At 69.2% G+C, this 17,562-nt stretch carries 14 protein-coding genes and 1 riboswitch; of the genes, 8 read left to right on the forward strand and 6 right to left on the reverse strand.

The window, feature by feature from the left end; genetic code table 11:
* Positions 1 to 393, forward strand: a 393-nt coding sequence (locus ACFQ27_RS09700; RefSeq protein ID WP_377353451.1) for an OmpA family protein, incomplete at its 5' end; no start/stop codon positions are given.
* Positions 394 to 539: 146 nt separating this feature from the next.
* Here ACFQ27_RS09700 and ACFQ27_RS09705 read toward each other — a convergent pair.
* The gene (locus tag ACFQ27_RS09705; protein WP_377353452.1) at positions 540 to 1,010 is read right to left on the reverse strand and encodes an Lrp/AsnC ligand binding domain-containing protein; all 471 of its coding nucleotides are present in this window, start codon (positions 1,008 to 1,010) and stop codon (positions 540 to 542) included.
* 83 nt (positions 1,011 to 1,093) lie between these two features.
* Here ACFQ27_RS09705 and putA point away from each other — a divergent pair, with 83 nt between their 5' ends.
* Both putA and ACFQ27_RS09715 read left to right on the forward strand, forming a co-directional pair.
* A complete protein-coding gene (gene putA, locus ACFQ27_RS09710) occupies positions 1,094 to 4,204 on the forward strand; it encodes a bifunctional proline dehydrogenase/L-glutamate gamma-semialdehyde dehydrogenase PutA (RefSeq protein ID WP_377353453.1) in 3,111 nt (1,036 codons plus the stop codon).
* A gap of 42 nt (positions 4,205 to 4,246) precedes the next feature.
* Positions 4,247 to 6,031: an SLC13 family permease gene (locus ACFQ27_RS09715; protein ID WP_374346079.1), complete on the forward strand. Its 1,785-nt coding sequence runs from the start codon at positions 4,247 to 4,249 to the stop codon at positions 6,029 to 6,031.
* Here ACFQ27_RS09715 and ACFQ27_RS09720 read toward each other — a convergent pair.
* Positions 6,021 to 6,587 (reverse strand): TMEM165/GDT1 family protein, encoded by a 567-nt coding sequence (locus ACFQ27_RS09720; RefSeq protein ID WP_374346081.1) that lies wholly within the window; start codon positions 6,585 to 6,587, stop codon positions 6,021 to 6,023. The two genes, ACFQ27_RS09715 and ACFQ27_RS09720, sit on opposite strands and share 11 nt — an antisense overlap.
* Positions 6,588 to 6,590: 3 nt before the next feature.
* A riboswitch (yybP-ykoY riboswitch) is annotated at positions 6,591 to 6,788 on the reverse strand.
* A 374-nt stretch (positions 6,789 to 7,162) separates the two neighbouring features.
* Between ACFQ27_RS09720 and ACFQ27_RS09725 the strand changes: the two genes are divergently transcribed.
* The 3 genes from ACFQ27_RS09725 to ACFQ27_RS09735 all read left to right on the forward strand — a co-directional run bounded on the left by ACFQ27_RS09725 (position 7,163) and on the right by ACFQ27_RS09735 (position 10,957).
* Positions 7,163 to 9,031 carry a ribonucleoside-diphosphate reductase subunit alpha gene (locus ACFQ27_RS09725; protein ID WP_374346082.1) on the forward strand — a complete coding sequence of 623 codons (1,869 nt, stop codon included), beginning with the start codon at positions 7,163 to 7,165 and terminating at the stop codon, positions 9,029 to 9,031.
* 71 nt (positions 9,032 to 9,102) lie between these two features.
* On the forward strand, positions 9,103 to 9,966 hold the full coding sequence (locus ACFQ27_RS09730) for a DUF2219 domain-containing protein (protein WP_377353454.1): 864 nt from the start codon (positions 9,103 to 9,105) through the stop codon (positions 9,964 to 9,966).
* Positions 9,967 to 10,099: 133 nt separating this feature from the next.
* Positions 10,100 to 10,957: a lipid A-modifier LpxR family protein gene (locus ACFQ27_RS09735; protein ID WP_377353455.1), complete on the forward strand. Its 858-nt coding sequence runs from the start codon at positions 10,100 to 10,102 to the stop codon at positions 10,955 to 10,957.
* Here ACFQ27_RS09735 and ACFQ27_RS09740 read toward each other — a convergent pair.
* A complete protein-coding gene (locus tag ACFQ27_RS09740) occupies positions 10,954 to 11,613 on the reverse strand; it encodes a glutathione S-transferase family protein (RefSeq protein ID WP_377353456.1) in 660 nt (219 codons plus the stop codon). The genes ACFQ27_RS09735 and ACFQ27_RS09740 overlap by 4 nt on opposite strands.
* Positions 11,614 to 11,748: 135 nt before the next feature.
* On the opposite strand from ACFQ27_RS09740, the gene ACFQ27_RS09745 reads away from it, so the two are divergent.
* Positions 11,749 to 12,777: a ribonucleotide-diphosphate reductase subunit beta gene (locus ACFQ27_RS09745; protein WP_374346087.1), complete on the forward strand. Its 1,029-nt coding sequence runs from the start codon at positions 11,749 to 11,751 to the stop codon at positions 12,775 to 12,777.
* 18 nt (positions 12,778 to 12,795) lie between these two features.
* Here the strand turns inward: ACFQ27_RS09745 and htpX are convergent, their stop codons facing one another.
* Both htpX and ACFQ27_RS09755 read right to left on the reverse strand, forming a co-directional pair.
* Positions 12,796 to 13,731 carry a zinc metalloprotease HtpX gene (htpX, locus tag ACFQ27_RS09750; protein WP_377353457.1) on the reverse strand — a complete coding sequence of 312 codons (936 nt, stop codon included), beginning with the start codon at positions 13,729 to 13,731 and terminating at the stop codon, positions 12,796 to 12,798.
* Positions 13,732 to 13,953: 222 nt separating this feature from the next.
* Positions 13,954 to 15,186, reverse strand: coding sequence for a dicarboxylate/amino acid:cation symporter (locus ACFQ27_RS09755; protein WP_374346089.1), 1,233 nt, complete (start codon positions 15,184 to 15,186; stop codon positions 13,954 to 13,956).
* Between the two features lie 123 nt (positions 15,187 to 15,309).
* Between ACFQ27_RS09755 and ACFQ27_RS09760 the strand changes: the two genes are divergently transcribed.
* Entirely contained in the window at positions 15,310 to 16,761 is a 1,452-nt protein-coding gene (locus ACFQ27_RS09760; protein WP_377353458.1) for an AMP nucleosidase, read from the forward strand.
* 39 nt (positions 16,762 to 16,800) lie between these two features.
* Here the strand turns inward: ACFQ27_RS09760 and ACFQ27_RS09765 are convergent, their stop codons facing one another.
* Complete coding sequence (locus tag ACFQ27_RS09765) at positions 16,801 to 17,532, reverse strand: alpha/beta fold hydrolase (RefSeq protein ID WP_377353459.1); 732 nt, start codon at positions 17,530 to 17,532, stop codon at positions 16,801 to 16,803.
* Positions 17,533 to 17,562: the final 30 nt, after the last annotated feature.

Consider the following 17,562-nt stretch of genomic DNA (forward strand, 5'->3'; position numbering starts at 1 on the left):
CCGCCGCCGCCCCCGCCGCCTCCGCCGCCGCCTCCCCCGCCGCCTCCGCCGGCGTATGAGGCCAAGCAATTCATCGTCTACTTCCCGTTCGATCAGTACGTCCTGACGCCGGAAGCCCAGACGGTGATCTCGGAAGCCGCGAACTACGCCAACGCCGGCCACGCGACCCGCGTGATCGTCGTCGGTCACACCGACACCTCGGGCTCGCCGGCGTACAACGTCCGCCTGTCGGAACGTCGTGCAAAGGCCGTGGCTGACGCCCTGGTCGGCCAAGGCGTCGGCGCCGGTGCGCTGCAAGTGGACTGGAAGGGTGAGACCCAACTCGCCGTTCCGACCCCGGACGGCACCAAGGAGCCTCTGAACCGCCGCTCGACGATCGACATCAACTTCTAAGTCGATCTCAGGCGTTCAGTCTGAATAGCGAGGGCCCGGTGGAAACACCGGGCCCTTTGCTTTTGGCCGCCGTCACCACCACCAAAACCACTGTCATCCCCCGGATCGCCCTGCGGGCGACCGGAGGTTGACGAGTGTGATGAATGTCAGATCGGCAGCGATGTGGAGGACTTCACCTCCTCCAGCACCGCATAGGTACGGGTCTCGCGGACGCCGGGGATGCGCACCAGAACCTCCTCCAGGAACTTGCGGTATTCCACCAGGTCAGCGACGCGGGCCTTGATCAGGTAGTCGAAGCCGCCGGCCACCATGTGGCACTCCAGCACGTCCGGGGCCTTGCGGGCCGCGGCGGCGAAGCTCTCGAACACGTCCGGCGTCGTGCGGTCCAGGACGACCTCGACGAAGATCAGCACGTCGCGGCCGACCTTGGTCGGGTCGAGGATCGCCGAGAAGCCGGTGATGTAGCCCTCCTCGCGCAACCGCCGCACCCGGTCCGAACAGGCCGAGGCCGACAGGTTGCACTTCTGGGCCAGGTCGGCGTTGCTGATCCGGCCGTCCGCCTGCAGGGCGCGCAGCAGCCGGCGGTCGGTATCGTCCAGCCGAAGGTTCTTTGACAAATCGCGCCTCTCACCGTGAAAGCGCCGACGATGCGGCCAGAGTTCCGTACGACATTCGCCTGATTTGGCAATATCCCGGCAGAATGTTCAGCCAGACCCTGCTCGACGCCCTGACCGCCCTCGACGCTGAGAAGTTCGTCGACGAGCGCGCCGCCGCCACCACCCTGCTGGCCGCCCGGCCCCTGTCCCCCGACGAGCGCGAGGAGGTCCGGCAGGAGGCCGAGACCCTGGTGCGGCTGGCCCGCCGTGGCGCCCGCCGCCAGGGCGTGGTCGAGAGCTTCCTGCAGGAGTTCTCCCTGTCGACCCGCGAGGGCCTGGCCCTGATGTGCCTGGCCGAGGCCCTGCTGCGCACCCCCGACGAAGAGACCCGCGACCGGCTGATCGCCGAGAAGATCGCCTCGGCCGACTGGTCGAGCCACATGGGCCGCTCAGACAGCCTGCTGGTCAACGCCTCGACCTGGAGCCTGATGCTCACCGGCAAGCTCATCGACCCGGACGAGCAGGTCCGCAACGACCTGCCAGGCTTCATCCGCCGGCTGGCCGGGCGCCTCGGCGAGCCGGTGATCCGCCAGGCGGTGGCCCAGGCGGTGAAGATCATGGGCGAGCAGTTCGTCCTGGGGCGGACCATTGAGCTGGCCATCAAGCGCGCCGCCGCCGACGGCCAGGTCTGTTCCTTCGACATGCTGGGCGAGGGCGCCCGCACCGCCGCCGACGCCGACCGCTATGAAGCCTCCTACGCCCAGGCCCTGCGGGCGGTCGGGGCCCACGCCACCGGCAAGGGGCCGGAGGCCGGCCACGGCGTCTCGGTGAAGCTGTCGGCCCTGTGCCCGCGCTATGAGGCGCGCCAGGAGGACAAGGTCTGGGCCGATCTCTATCCGCGGATCCTGCGCCTGGCGGTGATTGCCGCCGAGGCCAACATCAACCTGACCCTGGACGCCGAAGAGGCCGACCGCCTGGCCCTGTCCCTGAAGCTGCTGGACCGGCTGGCTCGCGCGCCGGAGCTGGGCGCCTGGCGGGGGCTGGGCCTTGCCGTCCAGGCCTACCAGAAGCGCAGTCCGTCCACGATCGCCACGGTGGCCGAGATCGCCCGGTCCTCCGGCCGCCGGCTGATGGTGCGGCTGGTCAAGGGCGCCTATTGGGACTCCGAGATCAAGCGCGCCCAGGTGGGCGGCCTGCCCGGCTATCCGGTCTACACCACCAAGGCGGCGACGGATGTCTCCTACCTGGCCTGCGCCCGTGTGCTGCTGAGCGCCGCGCCGGCGCTCTATCCGCAGTTCGCCACCCACAACGCCCACACCCTGGCCGCCGTCCGGCTGATGGCCCGCCAGGCCGGGGTCGAGCCGGAGTACCAGCGCCTGCATGGCATGGGCGAGGCGCTCTATGCCGGCGCCGCCCAGCGTTATGGGGAGATGAAGCTCAGGGTCTACGCGCCCGTGGGTGGCCACGAGGACCTTTTGCCCTACCTGGTCCGCCGCCTGCTGGAGAACGGCGCCAACACCTCGTTCGTGCACGCCCTGCTGGATGAGAAGACCCCCGTCTCGGCGGTGGTGGTCGATCCCATCTCGACGGTGGAGGCGGCCGGCGGCGCGCCGCATCCGCGCATCCCGGCCCCGGTCGACCTGTATGGGACCGCGCGCAAGAACTCGGCGGGCATGGACCTGTCGGTGGCCGCGGACCGCGAGCGCCTGAGCCTGGCGGTCGCCGCCCTCGACGCCGGCGCCCTGACCGCGGGGACGATCATCGCCGGCGACGAGCTGGGCGAGGGGCCGGGGGAGGCCCGCACTTCGCCGGCCGACCGTGCGCGGAGCATCGGCACGGCCTGGTCCGCCCAGGCGCAGCATGTGGACACCGCCTTCGCCATCGCCCGCGCCGCCCAGCCGGCCTGGGACGCCCTGGGCGGCCACGGCCGGGCCCGGATTCTGCGGGCCATGGCCGACGAGCTGGAGGCGCACCGCGAGGTGCTGGTGGCCATGTGCGTGCGTGAGGCCGGCAAGACGTTTGCGGACGGCGTGGCCGAGGTGCGCGAGGCCGCCGACTTCTGCCGCTACTACGCCCACCTGGCGGAGCGCCAGTTCGGCGGACCGGAGACCCTCAAAGGCCCGGTGGGGGAGGTGAACCAGCTATCCCTGCATGGCCGGGGCGTGTTCGTCGCCATCAGCCCCTGGAACTTCCCGCTGGCCATCTTCACCGGCCAGATCGCCGCGGCCCTGGCCGCCGGCAACGCGGTGCTGGCCAAGCCGGCCGAACAGACCCCGCTGATCGCCGCCGCCGCCGTGCGCCTGTTCCAGAAGGCCGGCCTGCCGGTGGAGGTGCTGCACCTCCTGCCGGGCGAGGGCGCGACGGTGGGCGCCCAGCTGACCGCCCATCCGGCCTGCGCCGGCGTCGCCTTCACCGGCGGCACCGACACCGCGTGGGCCATCAACCGGACGCTCGCCGCGCGGCCCGGTCCGATCATTCCCTTCATCGCCGAGACTGGCGGCCTGAACGCCATGTTCGTGGACACCACGGCCCTGAAGGAACAGGTGATCGATGACGTCATGGCCTCAGCCTTCGGCTCGGCCGGCCAGCGCTGCTCGGCCCTGCGCATCCTGTTCGCGCCCAAAGATACGGCGGACGCCCTGATCGACGGGATCAAGGGGGCCATGGACGAACTGGTGCTGGGCGACCCGGCCGATCCGCGCACGGACATCGGCCCGGTGATCGACGAGGAGGCCCGCGCGGGCCTGGCCGCCCACCTGGAGCGCCTGCGCGCTGAGGCCAAGGTGCTGCATATTCTGGAGGCGCCCAAGGGCGGCAGCTTCTTCGCCCCCGCCCTGGCCGAGATTCCGTCGGCGGACTTCCTGCCGCGTGAGGTGTTCGGCCCCGTCCTGCACGTGGTCCGCTACGAGCCCGGCCGGCTGGCCCAGGCCGCCGCGCCCCTGGCCGCCCAGGGCTATGGCCTTACTCTCGGCGTCCACAGCCGCATCGAGGCTTTCGCCGAGGAGGTCCGCCAGGCGGTTCCGGCCGGCAACGCCTATGTGAACCGCTCGATGATCGGCGCTGTGGTGGGCGTCCAGCCGTTCGGCGGCGAGGGCCTGTCCGGCACCGGCCCCAAGGCGGGCGGCCCGCACGCCCTGCTGCGCTATGCGTTGGAGCGGGCGGTCAGCGTCAACATCGCCGCCCAAGGCGGCGATCCCGCGCTCCTGAACCTCTAGCGGCGCCCGCGCGTTCCGGCGGCTTGGCTGTCGGAGACGCGCGTGACCCAACAACAGATCCTGGCCTTCGCCCTGGTGGGCGCGACCATCGCCGCCTTCATCTGGGGACGGTTCCGCTATGACCTGATCGCGCTGATCGCCCTGCTCGCCGGGATCGTCATGGGCGTGGTGCCGGCCAAGGAGGCCTTCGCCGGCTTCTCCAACGACATCACGGTGATCATCGCGTCCGCCCTGGTGGTCAGCGCCGCCTTCGCCCGGTCCGGGGTGATCGAAGCGGCCCTGCGCCCCATCCTGCCCCGGCTGAAGACCGAGAGGAGCCAGGTCCCGGTGCTGACCGCAGCGGTGACCCTGCTGTCCATGGCGACCAAGAACGTCGGCGCCCTGGCCATCCTGATGCCCGTGGCCCTGCAGATCTCCCGGCGCACCGGCTCGTCGCCCTCGCGCCTGTTGATGCCCATGTCCTTCGGCGCCCTGCTGGGCGGTCTCGTCACCCTGGTCGGGACCTCGCCCAACATCATCGTCTCCCAGGTGCGCGAGGAGATCCTGGGCAAGCCGTTCGGCATGTACGACTACGCCCCCGTGGGCCTGGTGCTGGCCGGACTAGGCATCGTGTTCCTGAGCCTGGCCTATCGGATCCTGTCGCCCAACCGCCAGCCGCAGGTGAACATCGAGGCCGCCCTGGCCGCCAACGCCTACTTCACCGAGGTGGAGGTTCCGGAGGACTGGACCCCGCCCGCCGACCGCATCAAGGACCTGCACGCCCTGGCCGAGGGCGAGGCCCGCGTGATGGCCCTGCTGCGCAAGGGCGCGCGCAAGGCCAATCCGCATCCGAACACCCGCATCCTGCCTGGCGACACCCTGCTGATCGAAGGCGAGCCCCAGGCCCTGGACCATCTGATCGTCCGGGCCAAGTTGCGGCTGACCCGCGCCGACAAGCCCCTGGCCATGGAGGAGCCCACCGAGGAGGTCCGGGTCATCGAGGCGGTGGTCGGCGCGGAGTCCAGCCTGATCGGCAAATCGGCCCAGCAGTTCGACCTGCACGGCCAGCACGGGGTCAACCTCCTGGCGGTCAGCCGCTCGGGCTTCCGGCTCAGCCAGCACCTGGGGCGGGTGAAGCTGCGGTCCGGCGACATGATCGTGCTGCAGGGCGGGGAGCGTAGCCTGCCCGCCGCCCTCCAGGGCCTGGGCCTCCTGCCCCTGGCCGAGCGCGAGGTGCGGCTGGGCGGCATCCGGCACAAGGTCGCGCCCGTGGCGATCCTGGCCGCCGCCATGGTGCTGGTGGCGTTTGGCGCCGCCCCGGTGGCGGTGGCCTTCTTCGGTGCGGCGGCCTTGCTGGTGGCGATCGGGGCGATCCGCATGCGCGAGGCCTATGGCGCCCTGGATGGTCCGGTCCTGGTGCTGATCGCCGCCCTGATCCCGGTCTCCGACGCCATCCAGACCACCGGCGGCGCGGACCTGATCGGGACCTGGCTGTCGACCCTGTTCCACGCCATGCCGCCGATGCTGACCCTGGGGGCGATGATGGCGGTGGCGATGGCGGCGACGCCGTTCTTGAACAACGCCGCCACCGTGCTGATCGTGGCCCCCATCGGCGCCAGCCTGGCGGCCAAGCTGCACCTGGCGCCCGACCCGTTCCTGATGGCGGTGGCGGTGGGCGCGGCCTGCGACTTCCTCACCCCCATCGGCCACCAGTGCAACACCCTGGTGATGGGGCCTGGCGGCTATCGATTCGGCGACTATCCGCGGCTGGGCGCGCCGCTCACCCTGCTGGTGCTGGTGGTCGGCACGCCCCTGATCGCGCTGTTCTGGCCGCTGGCTAGCCGGTGATCAGCACCCAGACGCCGATGGCGGCGAAGGAGGCCGCGGCCAGCCAGCGGATGTACTTGAAGGGGATCTTCTCGGAGACCGCCTCGCTGACGAAGACCGCCGGGACATTGGCCAGCATCATGCCCGCCGTGGTCCCGGCGGCGACCCACAGGATCTGCTGGAACTGGGCGGCCAGGGCGATGGTCGCCACCTGAGTCTTGTCGCCCATCTCCACGAAGAAGAAGGCGATCAGGGTGGTGAAGAAGACCGAGGCGCCGGCCCGGTCCTTGGGCGCGTCTTTGTCCTCGAACTCGTCGGGAATCAGCGCCCAGGCCGCGAAGGCCAGGAAGGCGAGTCCCAGGATCCATTTCATCCAGGGCCCGTGGAGGAAATTGCCCGCCAGCACGCCGACCCCGGCCGCCAGCGCATGGTTGGCGATGGTGGCGGCGAAGATGCCGGCGATGATCGGGGCGGGTTTGCGGAACCGGGCCGCCAGCATCATGGCCAGCAGCTGGGTCTTGTCGCCCATTTCGGCGACGGCCACGAGGCCCGTGGAGACAAGGAAGGGATGGGGCAAGACGTGCTCCTGGGGCGGGGTCGGGCATAACCTATGGCTCTCCGCGCCGCCGACCCCGCCGGGAATCGACACGCGAAAGCCATTGGTCTCGCCAGACGAAAGGTCGGACACGCCATGCCTCGGACCCGATGGGTCTTCAGCAAGTCTGTTGACGTGTCCCCCGCTGATGGGCGCGGGCGGCTACTCCCCAGTGACGAGGTGCAATTAGGGCTCTTGGCGTGGGCTGGCAAGGGCCTGGCGCGGGTGACGCTCCCTCTCGCCATAAAATGGGGAGAGGGAGCGCCGCCGAGGGTCTTAGCTTCACCGGAGGCCCCTCTATCCCCACCCTGTGGACAGGCGATTTTGTCGCGGTCGTCGGAACCCTCTGAAAAGCCAAGCGGATCAAGCCGCAAGGGGTGGCGTTAACCTTTTGCTAACGAAAAACTCCGGTGGACGACCCCCCGAACCCGTTGACGAGTCATTAGGGCTTATGGCCCCATATATCGGTGGCCGATGCGGAGCGGACACAAGATGTAGGGGTTAGCCGAACGGGCGGGGCTGTCCGGGAAGCTTCTGATTGGATTGGATTTTGGGCGATGAGCAGCAGCGAAGCGGTGATGCGGTCGGTCTCGGACGTGGCTCAAGCGGCCGCGGAACGACATGAACGACCCCAGCTTCAGCTGGTCCGCAAGGTCGAGGTCGACCGGTCGCGGGACGCCCTGCTGACCGATTTCGGCAAGACCACCCTGGAGGACCGCTACCTCCTGGCCGGCGAGAGCTACCAGGACATGTTCGCCCGGGTCGCCACCGCCTATGCCGACGACGCCGACCACGCCCAGCGCGTCTATGACTACATCTCCAAGCTCTGGTTCATGCCGGCCACTCCGGTCCTGTCCAATGGCGGCGCGGATCGCGGCCTGCCGATCTCCTGCTTCCTGAACGCCGTCGGCGACAGCCTGGAGGGAATCACCGGGGTTTGGAACGAGAACGTGGCGCTGGCCTCCAACGGCGGCGGCATCGGCACCTATTGGGGCGGCGTCCGCTCCATCGGCGAGAAGGTCAAGGGCGCCGGCCAGACCAGCGGCATCATCCCCTTCATCCGCGTGATGGACTCGCTGACCCTGGCCATCAGCCAGGGCTCTCTGCGCCGCGGCTCGGCGGCGGTCTATCTCGACATCCACCACCCGGAGATCGAGGAGTTCCTGGAGATCCGGAAGCCGTCGGGCGACTTCAACCGCAAGTCCCTGAACCTGCACCACGGCATCAACATCACCGACGAGTTCATGGAAGCCGTCCGCGACGGCGCCATGTTCGGCCTGCGCTCGCCCAAGACCAATGAGGTGCTGCGCGAAGTCGACGCCCGCTCCCTGTGGCAGAAGATCCTCGAGATCCGCCTGCAGACCGGCGAGCCCTACCTGATCTTCTCCGACACCGTGAACCGCGCCATGCCGCAGCACCAGCGCGAGCTGGGCCTGAAGGTGCGCCAGTCGAACCTGTGCTCCGAGATCATGCTGCACACCGGCGTCGACCACCTGGGCCAGGACCGCACCGCGGTCTGCTGCCTGTCCTCGGTCAACGCCGAGACCTTCATGGAGTGGCGCGACCACCCGACCTTCATCGAGGACGTCATGCGCTTCCTCGACAACGTGCTCGAGGACTTCATCACCCGCGCCCCGGCCGAGATGAAGAACGCCGTCTACGCCGCCAAGCGCGAGCGGTCGGTGGGCCTGGGCCTGATGGGCTTCCACTCGTTCCTGCAGATGCAGAACGTGCCCTTCGAGAGCGCCATGGCCAAGTCCTGGAACATGCGCCTGTTCAAGCACCTGCGCCGCCATTGCGACGCGGCCTCGCGCAAGCTGGCCGCCGAGCGCGGTCCGTGCCCGGACGCCGCCGATCGTGGCGTCATGGAGCGCTTCAGCCACAAGATCGCCATCGCCCCGACGGCGTCGATCTCGATCATCTGCGGCGGCACCAGCGCCGGCATCGAGCCGATCCCGGCCAATATCTACACCCACAAGACTCTGTCGGGCTCGTTCGCGGTGAAGAACCCCTACCTGGAGCGCCTGCTTGAGGAGAAGGGCCAGAACACCGCCGCGATCTGGGACTCGATCCTGGAGAACGAGGGCTCGGTCCAGCACCTCGACTTCCTGAGCCAGGATGAGAAGGACGTCTACAAGACCGCCTTTGAACTGGACCAGCGCTGGGTGGTCGAACTGGCCGCCGACCGCACGCCGGACGTCTGCCAGTCGCAGTCGGTGAACATCTTCCTGCCGGGCGACGTGGATAAGTGGGACCTGCACATGCTGCACTGGCAGGCCTGGGAGCGGGGCATGAAGAGCCTCTACTACCTGCGCTCCAAGTCCGTGCAGCGCGCCGCCCACGCCGGCGGGGACGCGGCGGTGGCCATCGCTGAGCCGATGCAGACCGAGCGCACCGACTACGAGGAATGCCTCGCCTGTCAGTAGAAGCCGCGTGGCCTCCGGTCATAGCTGGGCGATCCTGTAAACCTTAACGCCTGTGGGCGTGGGGAGCAGAGATGCGCTTTCTGACCATCGTCGCCCTGGTGAACGGCTGTGTCGTCGCCGTCGCGCTTGGCGGCGTGGCGATGGGCGACGCCGTTTTGCCAGGCGCGCCGGACCCGGACGCCGCGACCTGGGGCCGCCTGCGCGAGGTCATCTACGCCCAGCCCGACCCCGCCGCGCGGCCCCTGACGCCTTTGGCCCCGCAGGCGTCTGAACCTTCGACCCATGAGATCCAGGCCTTTGTTCCCGGCCAGGGCGTCGGGCGTTGGAAGGTGGCCGAGAGCGCCATTGTCCGTCCCGCCGCCCAGGCGGTGGATCAGCTGCGTGTCGCCGTGGGCCAGATCGTCCAGGGGCCCGGCGGCCTGCCGCCTGCGCCCGGCGCCCCGGTGGTCTCCGAGCGCCTCGCCTATGAGGTGACCTACACCCGCAACTGGCCCCGCCAGGTGGCCGCGGGCGACTTCGACGTTGCGGTGACCCCGCACGCCGGGGTGGGGGTCACGAGCGCCGGCGGCGAGGCCGAGGCCGGAGCCAGCGTCCAGGTCAGCCGACCGTCCTGGTCCGACCAGTTCGCCCCGGCCGGCGGCGAGCGTTTCGGCGACCGGGGCCGCTGGTATCTGTTTGGCGCGGCCAGCGGCCGGGCGGTCGGGCTGAACATGCTGCACGACAAGGACGGCTGGACCCGGGGCGGCCTGTCCTCGGACGCGGCCTCGGCCCTGATCAGCGATGTCCAGGCCGGGGTCGGCTGGCGCAAGGGCTCGGTCCAGGCGTCGCTCGCCTGGATGAAGCGCAAGGTGAAGGCCGCCCAGACCTTTGTGGGCCTCGACGCCCGCGACGACACCACGGTCGCCGTGACCCTTTCGGTCAAACCCCGCAAATAGGCGCCTTTGATATACCCAGGTTAGGCGGCGGTTGGTCGCGGGAACCGCGAATCCCCTTGCGTCGTTTCCGGGTCACATCAACCATGCGCAAGAGGGGTCGTGCGGCGAGGCTGCACGGCATGAGGAGGGACCCATGAGGTCGTTGGCTGGGCTGGCCATCGTCTTCGCTGCAATGACCGGCGCCGCGGGAGCGGCGCAGGCCGATGACGCGTCCGCGGATGGCGCCGCGGCCCGGCTGATGAGCGCGGCCTTCTCGACCGAAGCCCGCGCCCCGAGCCCGGACGCCGATCCCATCGGCGCCCTTCTTGACCGACAGACCGCCCGCAAGGGCGTCGGGGCCACGGGCTGGTCCTCCAACCACGTTGTTCTCGGGCGCTCTCATGGCGGGGTGAACGGCCTGCGGGTCTCGGTGGGCGGCGCGCTCAAGGGCCTGGACGGACGGCCCCTGGCCCTGGCCCCGGTCTCGGTGGACCGCGCCGACCTTGAGGCCCAGTCCTACGAAATCTCGCTCACCCGCGACTGGCCGGGCGCGGTCAGCGTCTCCAATGGCCGTTACGCCCTGGATGTGACGCCGCACGCCGGCGTCGGCATGACCAGCCTGGGCGGCTCGGCCGAGGCCGGCGCCATGGTCACCCTGGGCCAGTCCGGCGAGGATCGGGTGCGCTCGGGCCTCAGCGCCATGGGCGTGCGCGACGGCGCCGACTTCGGCGACGCCGGGCGCTGGTTCATCTACGCCGCCGCCAGCGGCCGGGCCGTGGGCCTGAACATGCTGAAGGACCAGGCCACCGGCTGGGACCGCGCCTGGAGCCAGGACGCCGCCAGCACCCTGATCAGCGACGCCCAACTGGGCGTGGCCTGGCGCAAGGGCGCGATGCAGACCTCCCTGGGCTATGTCCACCGCGAGGTGAAGGGCGAGCACATGCTGATGGGCCAGGAGGCCAAGGACGACTCGCTGGTCGCCTTCTCCCTGTCGATCAAGCCGCGGAACTAGACGGCGTCCCACCCCGGCTCGAACGGATAGCGTTCCGCCCACAGCGTCTGCAGCTGCGGGTGCACGTCCACGCGGCGGATGATGTCGGCCATGTTCGGGGCGGCGGCGTAGAACCGCTGGCGCCGCGGGCGGAACCGCGAGACCACCGCCACATAGAGGTCGAGCACGCTGAGCGCCTCGCCCATCAGCCAGGCGCCCGGCGTGATCTGCTCGCCCATCATCCGCCAGCACTCAGCGATGCGGTCGTCAGTGCGAGCCACCAGGACCGGGCCAGCGGCCGGGTCGGGCGCAAGCCGCGTCGGATCATCCTTCACCCAATAGAGCGAATAGATCGCCGCCGAGACGAAGCTCATCCAGCGCAGGAACTGGCCCCGCCGCGGATCGCCGGGCGCCGGCGCCAGGCGTGCGTCCGGATACTGCTCGGCCAGCCAGATCAGGATGGCCGCGCTCTCGGTCAGGGCCTCGCCGGTCGGCAGGACCAGGGCCGGCACCTGGCGCAGGGGATTGGCCGCCAGGACCCTGTCGCCGCTCGTCCGGTCGTCCTCGTCCCAGGTCACGGCGTCGATGAGCGAATAGGGCTGGCCGATCAGGGTCAGGGCGGCCTCCACGGCCACGGCGCCTGAGCCCGGGGCGCCATAGAGGGTGAGGGTGGGCATGCGACTTGTCCCCAGCTCCATTCACAACATCTTGGGGGCCTGCGTTAACTCGCCGCTAGATGTTGTCGGTGTTCGATGGCTATGTGTCGTAGTTAACTACGGCTTCGTCGATTCCGCTCCCCTGGGAAAACACCCATGTCCGACCTTCCCGGCCTGCTCACGCCCTCCTACGCCTACAAGCCCTTCCGCTATCCCTGGGCCTATGACTTCTGGAAGAAGCAGCAGCAGGTCCACTGGATGCCCGAGGAAGTTCCGCTGGGCGAGGACTGCAAGGATTGGGCGGCCAAGCTCAATGACAAGGAACGGAGCCTGCTGACGCAGATCTTCCGCTTCTTCACCCAGTCCGACGTCGAGGTGAACGACAACTATATGGAGCGGTACAGCCGCGTCTTCAAACCCACCGAGGTGAAGATGATGCTGTCGGCGTTCTCCAACATGGAGACGATCCACATCGCCGCCTACGCCCTGCTGCTCGAGACCATCGGCATGCCCGATTCCGAGTTCACGGCCTTCCTCGACTACCAGGCCATGCGGGACAAGCACGACTACATGCAGACCTTCGGGGTGGACAGCCACGCCGACATCTGCCGGACACTCGCCATGTTCGGCGGCTTCACCGAAGGCCTGCAGCTGTTCGCCAGCTTCGCCATGCTGATGAACTTCCCGCGCCATAACAAGATGAAGGGCATGGGCCAGATCGTGTCCTGGTCGGTGCGCGACGAGAGCCTGCACTGCGAAGGCATCATCAAGCTCTACCACGCCTTCAACAAGGAGACGGGCGCGGTGACCAAGTCGGTGGCGGACGACATCGTCGACTGCTGCAAGACCGTGGTCGGCCTGGAGGACAAGTTCATCGACCTGGCCTTCGAGGCGGGCGACATCCAGGGCATGACCCCTGAGGACATCAAGTCCTACATCCGCTTCATCGCCGACTGGCGCCTGCGCCAGCTGGCCCTGCCGGAAGCCTATGGGGTGAAGGAAAACCCGCTGCCCTGGCTGCAGTCGATGCTGTCGGGCGTGGAGCACGCCAACTTCTTCGAAGCCCGCTCCACCGAGTACTCCAAGGCCGCGACCAAGGGCCAATGGCACGGCGACGCCGGCGTCTGGGCCGAGTTCGACCGCGTCCTGGCCAAGCGCACGGACCTCGTGCTGCCGGCGGAGTAGGGCGCTAGCCCTGCGACCCTATCCCCACGGCCCGGCCTTGCGGCCGCTGCTGGTGGGGACGGCGGTCGCGGACGGCGCTTCGACGGTGGCCGAGCGGGGATTGCGGCCCTTCAGCTCCATCAGGGCGGCGACGCGGTTGTGCGTGGCCGGGTGGGTGGAGAACAGGTTGTCCGCGCCCTGGCCCGACAGCGGGTTGATGATGAACATGTGGCTTGTGGCCGGGTGGTGCTCGGCCTGAATGTTCGGGATGCCGCGGGCATAGGCCTCGATCTTCTGCAGGGCGCTGGCCAGGGCCTCGGGATCGCCGCTGATCTCGGCGCCGGCCTTGTCGGCGGCGTATTCGCGGGTCCGGCTGATGGCCATCTGCACCAGGGCCGCGGCGATGGGGGCCAGGATGGCGACGGCGATCGCCCCGATCATGCCGCCCCGGTCACGGTCATCCCCGCCCCGGAAGAAGAAGGCGAAGTTGGCGAGCGCTGAGACCGCGCCGGCGATGGTCGCGGTGATGGTCATGGTCAGGGTGTCGCGGTTCTTCACGTGGGCCAGCTCGTGGGCCATCACCCCGCGGATCTCGCGCCGGTCCAGCATGCGCAGCAGGCCGAGGTTCGCGGCCACGGCGGCGTGCTCCGGATCGCGGCCGGTCGCAAAGGCGTTCGGCTGGTCCGAATCGATCAGATAGACCTTCGGGATCGGCATGCCGGCCCGGGTGGCCATCTCGTGCACGTCGGCCACGAAGTTGCGCACGATGGGCTCCGGATGGCTCGGGTCCACCTCCTGGGCACCATACATCCGCAGTACGATCTTGTCTGAGTTCCAGTAGCTGACCGCGTTCATCACCAGGGCCAGCAGGAAGGCGATCCCCATGCCGGTGGGCCCACCGACCATATAGCCCGCGCCCACAAACAGGGCGGTCAGGGCGGCCAGAAGCATGAAGGTGCGAAGGTGGTTGCGCATGGGTCCCTTGGGACAAAGGTGAAGGTTCGTGAGGAGATATGGGGAGGGGGCTGTGGGGCCTGCAAGGCGCCCTCACCCACAAGCTCACGGTGTCATCCCGGCCGCAGCGAAGCGGAGAGCCGGGACCCATGCTCACGGGGTTGTCCGGACAGATCTGTGTCTATGGGTCCCGGTCTTTCGCTGACGCGAAAACCGGGATGACACCCTGGGTGAACTGGGGGCTTACGCCTTCGCCGGGTCCTCGACCTGGCCTTCCCACTTGGCGACCACGGCGCTGGCGACGGAGTTGCCGACCACGTTGGTGGCCGAGCGGCCCATGTCGAGCAGCTGGTCGACGGCCAGGATCAGGCCGATGCCGGCCTCGGGCAGCTTGAAGTAGGCCAGGGTCGCGGCGATAACCACGATCGAGGCCTTGGGCACGCCGGCCATGCCCTTGGAGGTGATCATCAGGAGGCCCAGCATGGTGATCTGCTGGGCGAGCGTCAGTTCGACGCCGTAGATCTGGGCGATGAACAGGGTTGCGAAGGTGCAGTACATCATCGACCCGTCCAGATTGAACGAGTAGCCCAGCGGCAGGACGAAGCTCGCCACCTTGCGCGAGACACCGAACTTCTGGAGCGCTTCCAGGGTGCCCGGATAGGCGGCTTCGGACGAGGCGGTGGAGAAGGCCAGCAGCATGGGCTGGCGGATGCCGGCGATCAGGCGCAGGGCGCGCGGGCCGACGAAGACGATCAGGGCCAGGAACAGAAGCGCCCAGAGCACGCCCAGGGACAGGTAGAAGCCGCCGACGAACTTGGCGTAGGCGCCGATGATGTCGAGGCCCTTGGTGGCGACCACCGAGGCCAGGGCGGCGAAGATGGCCAGGGGCGAAGCGGCCATCACATAGCCGGTCACCTTCAGCATGATCGCGGAGATCTGCTCGACCAGGGCCAGGACCTGGGGCGCGCGGTCGTCGATAGAGGCCACCGCCGTGCCGACGAAGATCGAGAACACCACGATGGGCAGGATCTCATTGTTGGCCATCGCCTTGATGATGGAGTCCGGCACGATGTGGGTGGTCAGGAACTCCTTCAGGGTCAGCTGGGCGCCGGTGGCGGCGGCCGCCGCGGCGTGCGGATCGGGGGCCACGCCCACGCCCGGCTGCAGCCACTGGACCATGACGAGGCCGATGGTCAGGGAGATGATCGAGGCGGTGATGAACCAGGCCATGGTCTTGATCCCCACCCGGCCCACGGCCGCGGCGTCTTCCATGTGGGCGATGCCGGCCACCAGGGTCGCGAACACCAGGGGGGCGATGATCATCTTGATCGCCCGCAGGAAGATGGTGGTGATGATCGACAGGTTATCGGCCACGCTCTTGGCGCTGTCGGCCGGCATATAGGTGTGGACCGCCCATCCGACCGCTACGCCCAGGACCATGGCGAGCACGACGAGGATGGTGAAGGTGCGGTTCATGAGGTCCCCCAGGGCCGGTGAACGGGCCGATTAACCGGGCCTTTGTCGCCGGTTACAGGCGTTACGTCCATCCCGTCGCGCCGAACGCCTCGAATCCGTCGCTGAGCGGCGCTATGGTGACCCATGACTGCCATGAAAGACGCCGCCGCGATCGTGACGCGGCTTGAAGACGAATACGCCGCCTCGGTCGAGGCTCTCCGCGCCGCCCTGAAGACCTTCCTGGCCGGCGGCCCACCCCCCAGCCCCGAGACCCGCGCCGCCGGCGCCTTCGTCTATCCGGAGCTGCGCCTGACTTGGCCGCCGGGCCACGGCTATCCGCGCCTGTCGCGGGCCTACGCCCGGCTCTCAGCGCCCGGCCGCTATGCCGTGACGGTGACCCGGCCCGGCCTCTATCGCGACTACCTGACCGAACAGATCGCGCTTCTGATGCAGGACTTCGACGTCGCCATCGAGGTCGGCCGCTCGACCCAGGAGATGCCGTTTCCCTACGTGCTGGACGGCGCGGTCGACATGGCCATGGCCGATGTGGGCGCCGCCGACATCGCCCGGCACTTCCCGGCCACGGAGCTCGCCCACATCGGCGACGAGATCGCCGACGGCTACTGGAACCTGGGCCCCGACGAGCGCCGGCCGCTGGCCCTGTTCGACGGCCTGCGCACCGACTTCTCCCTGGCGCGGCTGGCCCACTACACCGGCACGCCGGCCGACCACACCCAGCAGTTCATCCTGTTCACCAACTACCACCGCTATGTGGACGAGTTCGTGCGCTGGGGCTGCGAACAGCTGAAGGCCGGCGGGCGCTACACCGCCCTGTCGGCCCCCGGCCGCATCACCGTGACGGCGGAGACACCGAACCCTGAGCAGGTCATCGCCGACGGTCCCTGGCGGCGCCACCAGATGCCGGCCTATCACCTGATGGCTGAGGGCCGGGCGGGGATCACCCTGGTCAACATCGGGGTCGGTCCCTCCAACGCCAAGACCATCTGCGACCACCTCGCGGTGCTGCGGCCCCAGGCCTGGCTGATGATCGGCCACTGCGGCGGGCTGCGCGGCTCCCAGACCATCGGCGACTATGTGCTGGCCCACGCCTATCTGCGCGACGACAACGTGCTCGACACCGTCCTGCCGCCGGAGATCCCGATCCCGCCCATCGCCGAGGTGCAGGTGGCCATGAACCGGGCCGCCGAGCTGGTGACGGGGGAGACCGGCGAGACCCTGAAGCGGCGCCTGCGCACCGGCACGGTGGTCACCACCGACGACCGGAACTGGGAGCTGCGCTATTCGACCAGCGCCCTGCGCTTCAACCAGTCCCGCGCCGTGGCCATCGACATGGAAAGCGCCACCATCGCCGCGCAAGGCTACCGCTTCCGGGTGCCCTACGGGACCCTGCTGTGCGTGTCCGACAAGCCGCTGCACGGGGAGCTGAAGCTGCCCGGCCAGGCCAACGCCTTCTATGAGCGCGCCATCGGCCAGCACCTGCAGATCGGCATCGCCACCATGGACCTGCTGCGCGACGAAGGCCCCCGCCTGCACTCCCGCAAGCTCCGCAGCTTCGACGAGCCGCCGTTCAGGTGACCCTCCGCCGCTCATCCCCGCCTTCGCGGGAATGAGCGGTTAGGGGGAGAGGAACTCCACCACCGCCTCCACAAAGGCCGGGCTCGCCGGGACCTGGCCGTGGTCGCCGGGGAGGGGGAGGAACCTCCCGCCCAGCCAGTCGGCCAGGACCTGGCCGGAGCCGTTGTCGTGGTCCTCGGTTCCCAGGATCACCAGGGCGTCGGTGCGCAGGGCGCGGATCTCGGCTTCCGTCGTGGGCTGGAAGGACGCGAGGACGCCCAGCATGGCCTGCGCCTTGAGGCCTTGCGCGGCCAAGGCGTTGGCGATGGCCCGGCCCATGCCGGGGTCGCTCGCGGCCTCGCCGTGACGCAGGGCGTCTTCGAAGGCCTCGGCCCGGGGGCCGGCCTCCATGATCCCGAACTCACCCATACCGCCGATCACCAGCCGCCGGGGCTTCAGGCCGCCGACCATGGCCCGGATCGCGGTGCGCCCGCCCATGGAATAGCCGGCCAGGTCGAAGTCGCTCAGGCCCAGTTGGGCGGCGAGCTCCAGCACGTCACGGGCCATGACGTCGGCGGGCCAGGCCTCGGGGGCGGTGGGGGCGTCCGAGGCGCCATGCCCGCGACAGTCCGGGGCGATCACCCGCAGGCCCGCCCCCGTGAGCGCCGGGATCAGGCGGCTCCAGTTGCGGTGGCCGCTGGACAGGAAGCCATGCAGCAGAAGCACCGGACGGCCTTCGCCATCGTCCGCATAGGCCAGGCGCACGCCGTCGGAAGTCACGAAACTCAACATGACGACACATTGCCTGCCCGCCCCCGCCGG

Origin of the sequence: Phenylobacterium conjunctum, from assembly GCF_042679085.1 — a bacterium.
GTDB lineage: Bacteria > Pseudomonadota > Alphaproteobacteria > Caulobacterales > Caulobacteraceae > Phenylobacterium > Phenylobacterium conjunctum.

Bases quoted from the DNA above. Each gene is read 5' to 3' on its own strand.
- putA (WP_377353453.1), top strand. From the start codon at position 1,094: ATGTTCAGCCAGACCCTGCTCGACGCCCTGACCGCCCTCGACGCTGAG.
- ACFQ27_RS09725 (WP_374346082.1), top strand. From the start codon at position 7,163: ATGAGCAGCAGCGAAGCGGTGATGCGGTCGGTCTCGGACGTGGCTCAA.
- ACFQ27_RS09730 (WP_377353454.1), top strand. From the start codon at position 9,103: ATGCGCTTTCTGACCATCGTCGCCCTGGTGAACGGCTGTGTCGTCGCC.
- ACFQ27_RS09735 (WP_377353455.1), top strand. From the start codon at position 10,100: ATGAGGTCGTTGGCTGGGCTGGCCATCGTCTTCGCTGCAATGACCGGC.
- ACFQ27_RS09740 (WP_377353456.1), bottom strand. From the start codon at position 11,613: ATGCCCACCCTCACCCTCTATGGCGCCCCGGGCTCAGGCGCCGTGGCC.
- ACFQ27_RS09745 (WP_374346087.1), top strand. From the start codon at position 11,749: ATGTCCGACCTTCCCGGCCTGCTCACGCCCTCCTACGCCTACAAGCCC.
- htpX (WP_377353457.1), bottom strand. From the start codon at position 13,731: ATGCGCAACCACCTTCGCACCTTCATGCTTCTGGCCGCCCTGACCGCC.
- ACFQ27_RS09755 (WP_374346089.1), bottom strand. From the start codon at position 15,186: ATGAACCGCACCTTCACCATCCTCGTCGTGCTCGCCATGGTCCTGGGC.
- ACFQ27_RS09760 (WP_377353458.1), top strand. From the start codon at position 15,310: ATGACTGCCATGAAAGACGCCGCCGCGATCGTGACGCGGCTTGAAGAC.
- ACFQ27_RS09765 (WP_377353459.1), bottom strand. From the start codon at position 17,532: ATGTTGAGTTTCGTGACTTCCGACGGCGTGCGCCTGGCCTATGCGGAC.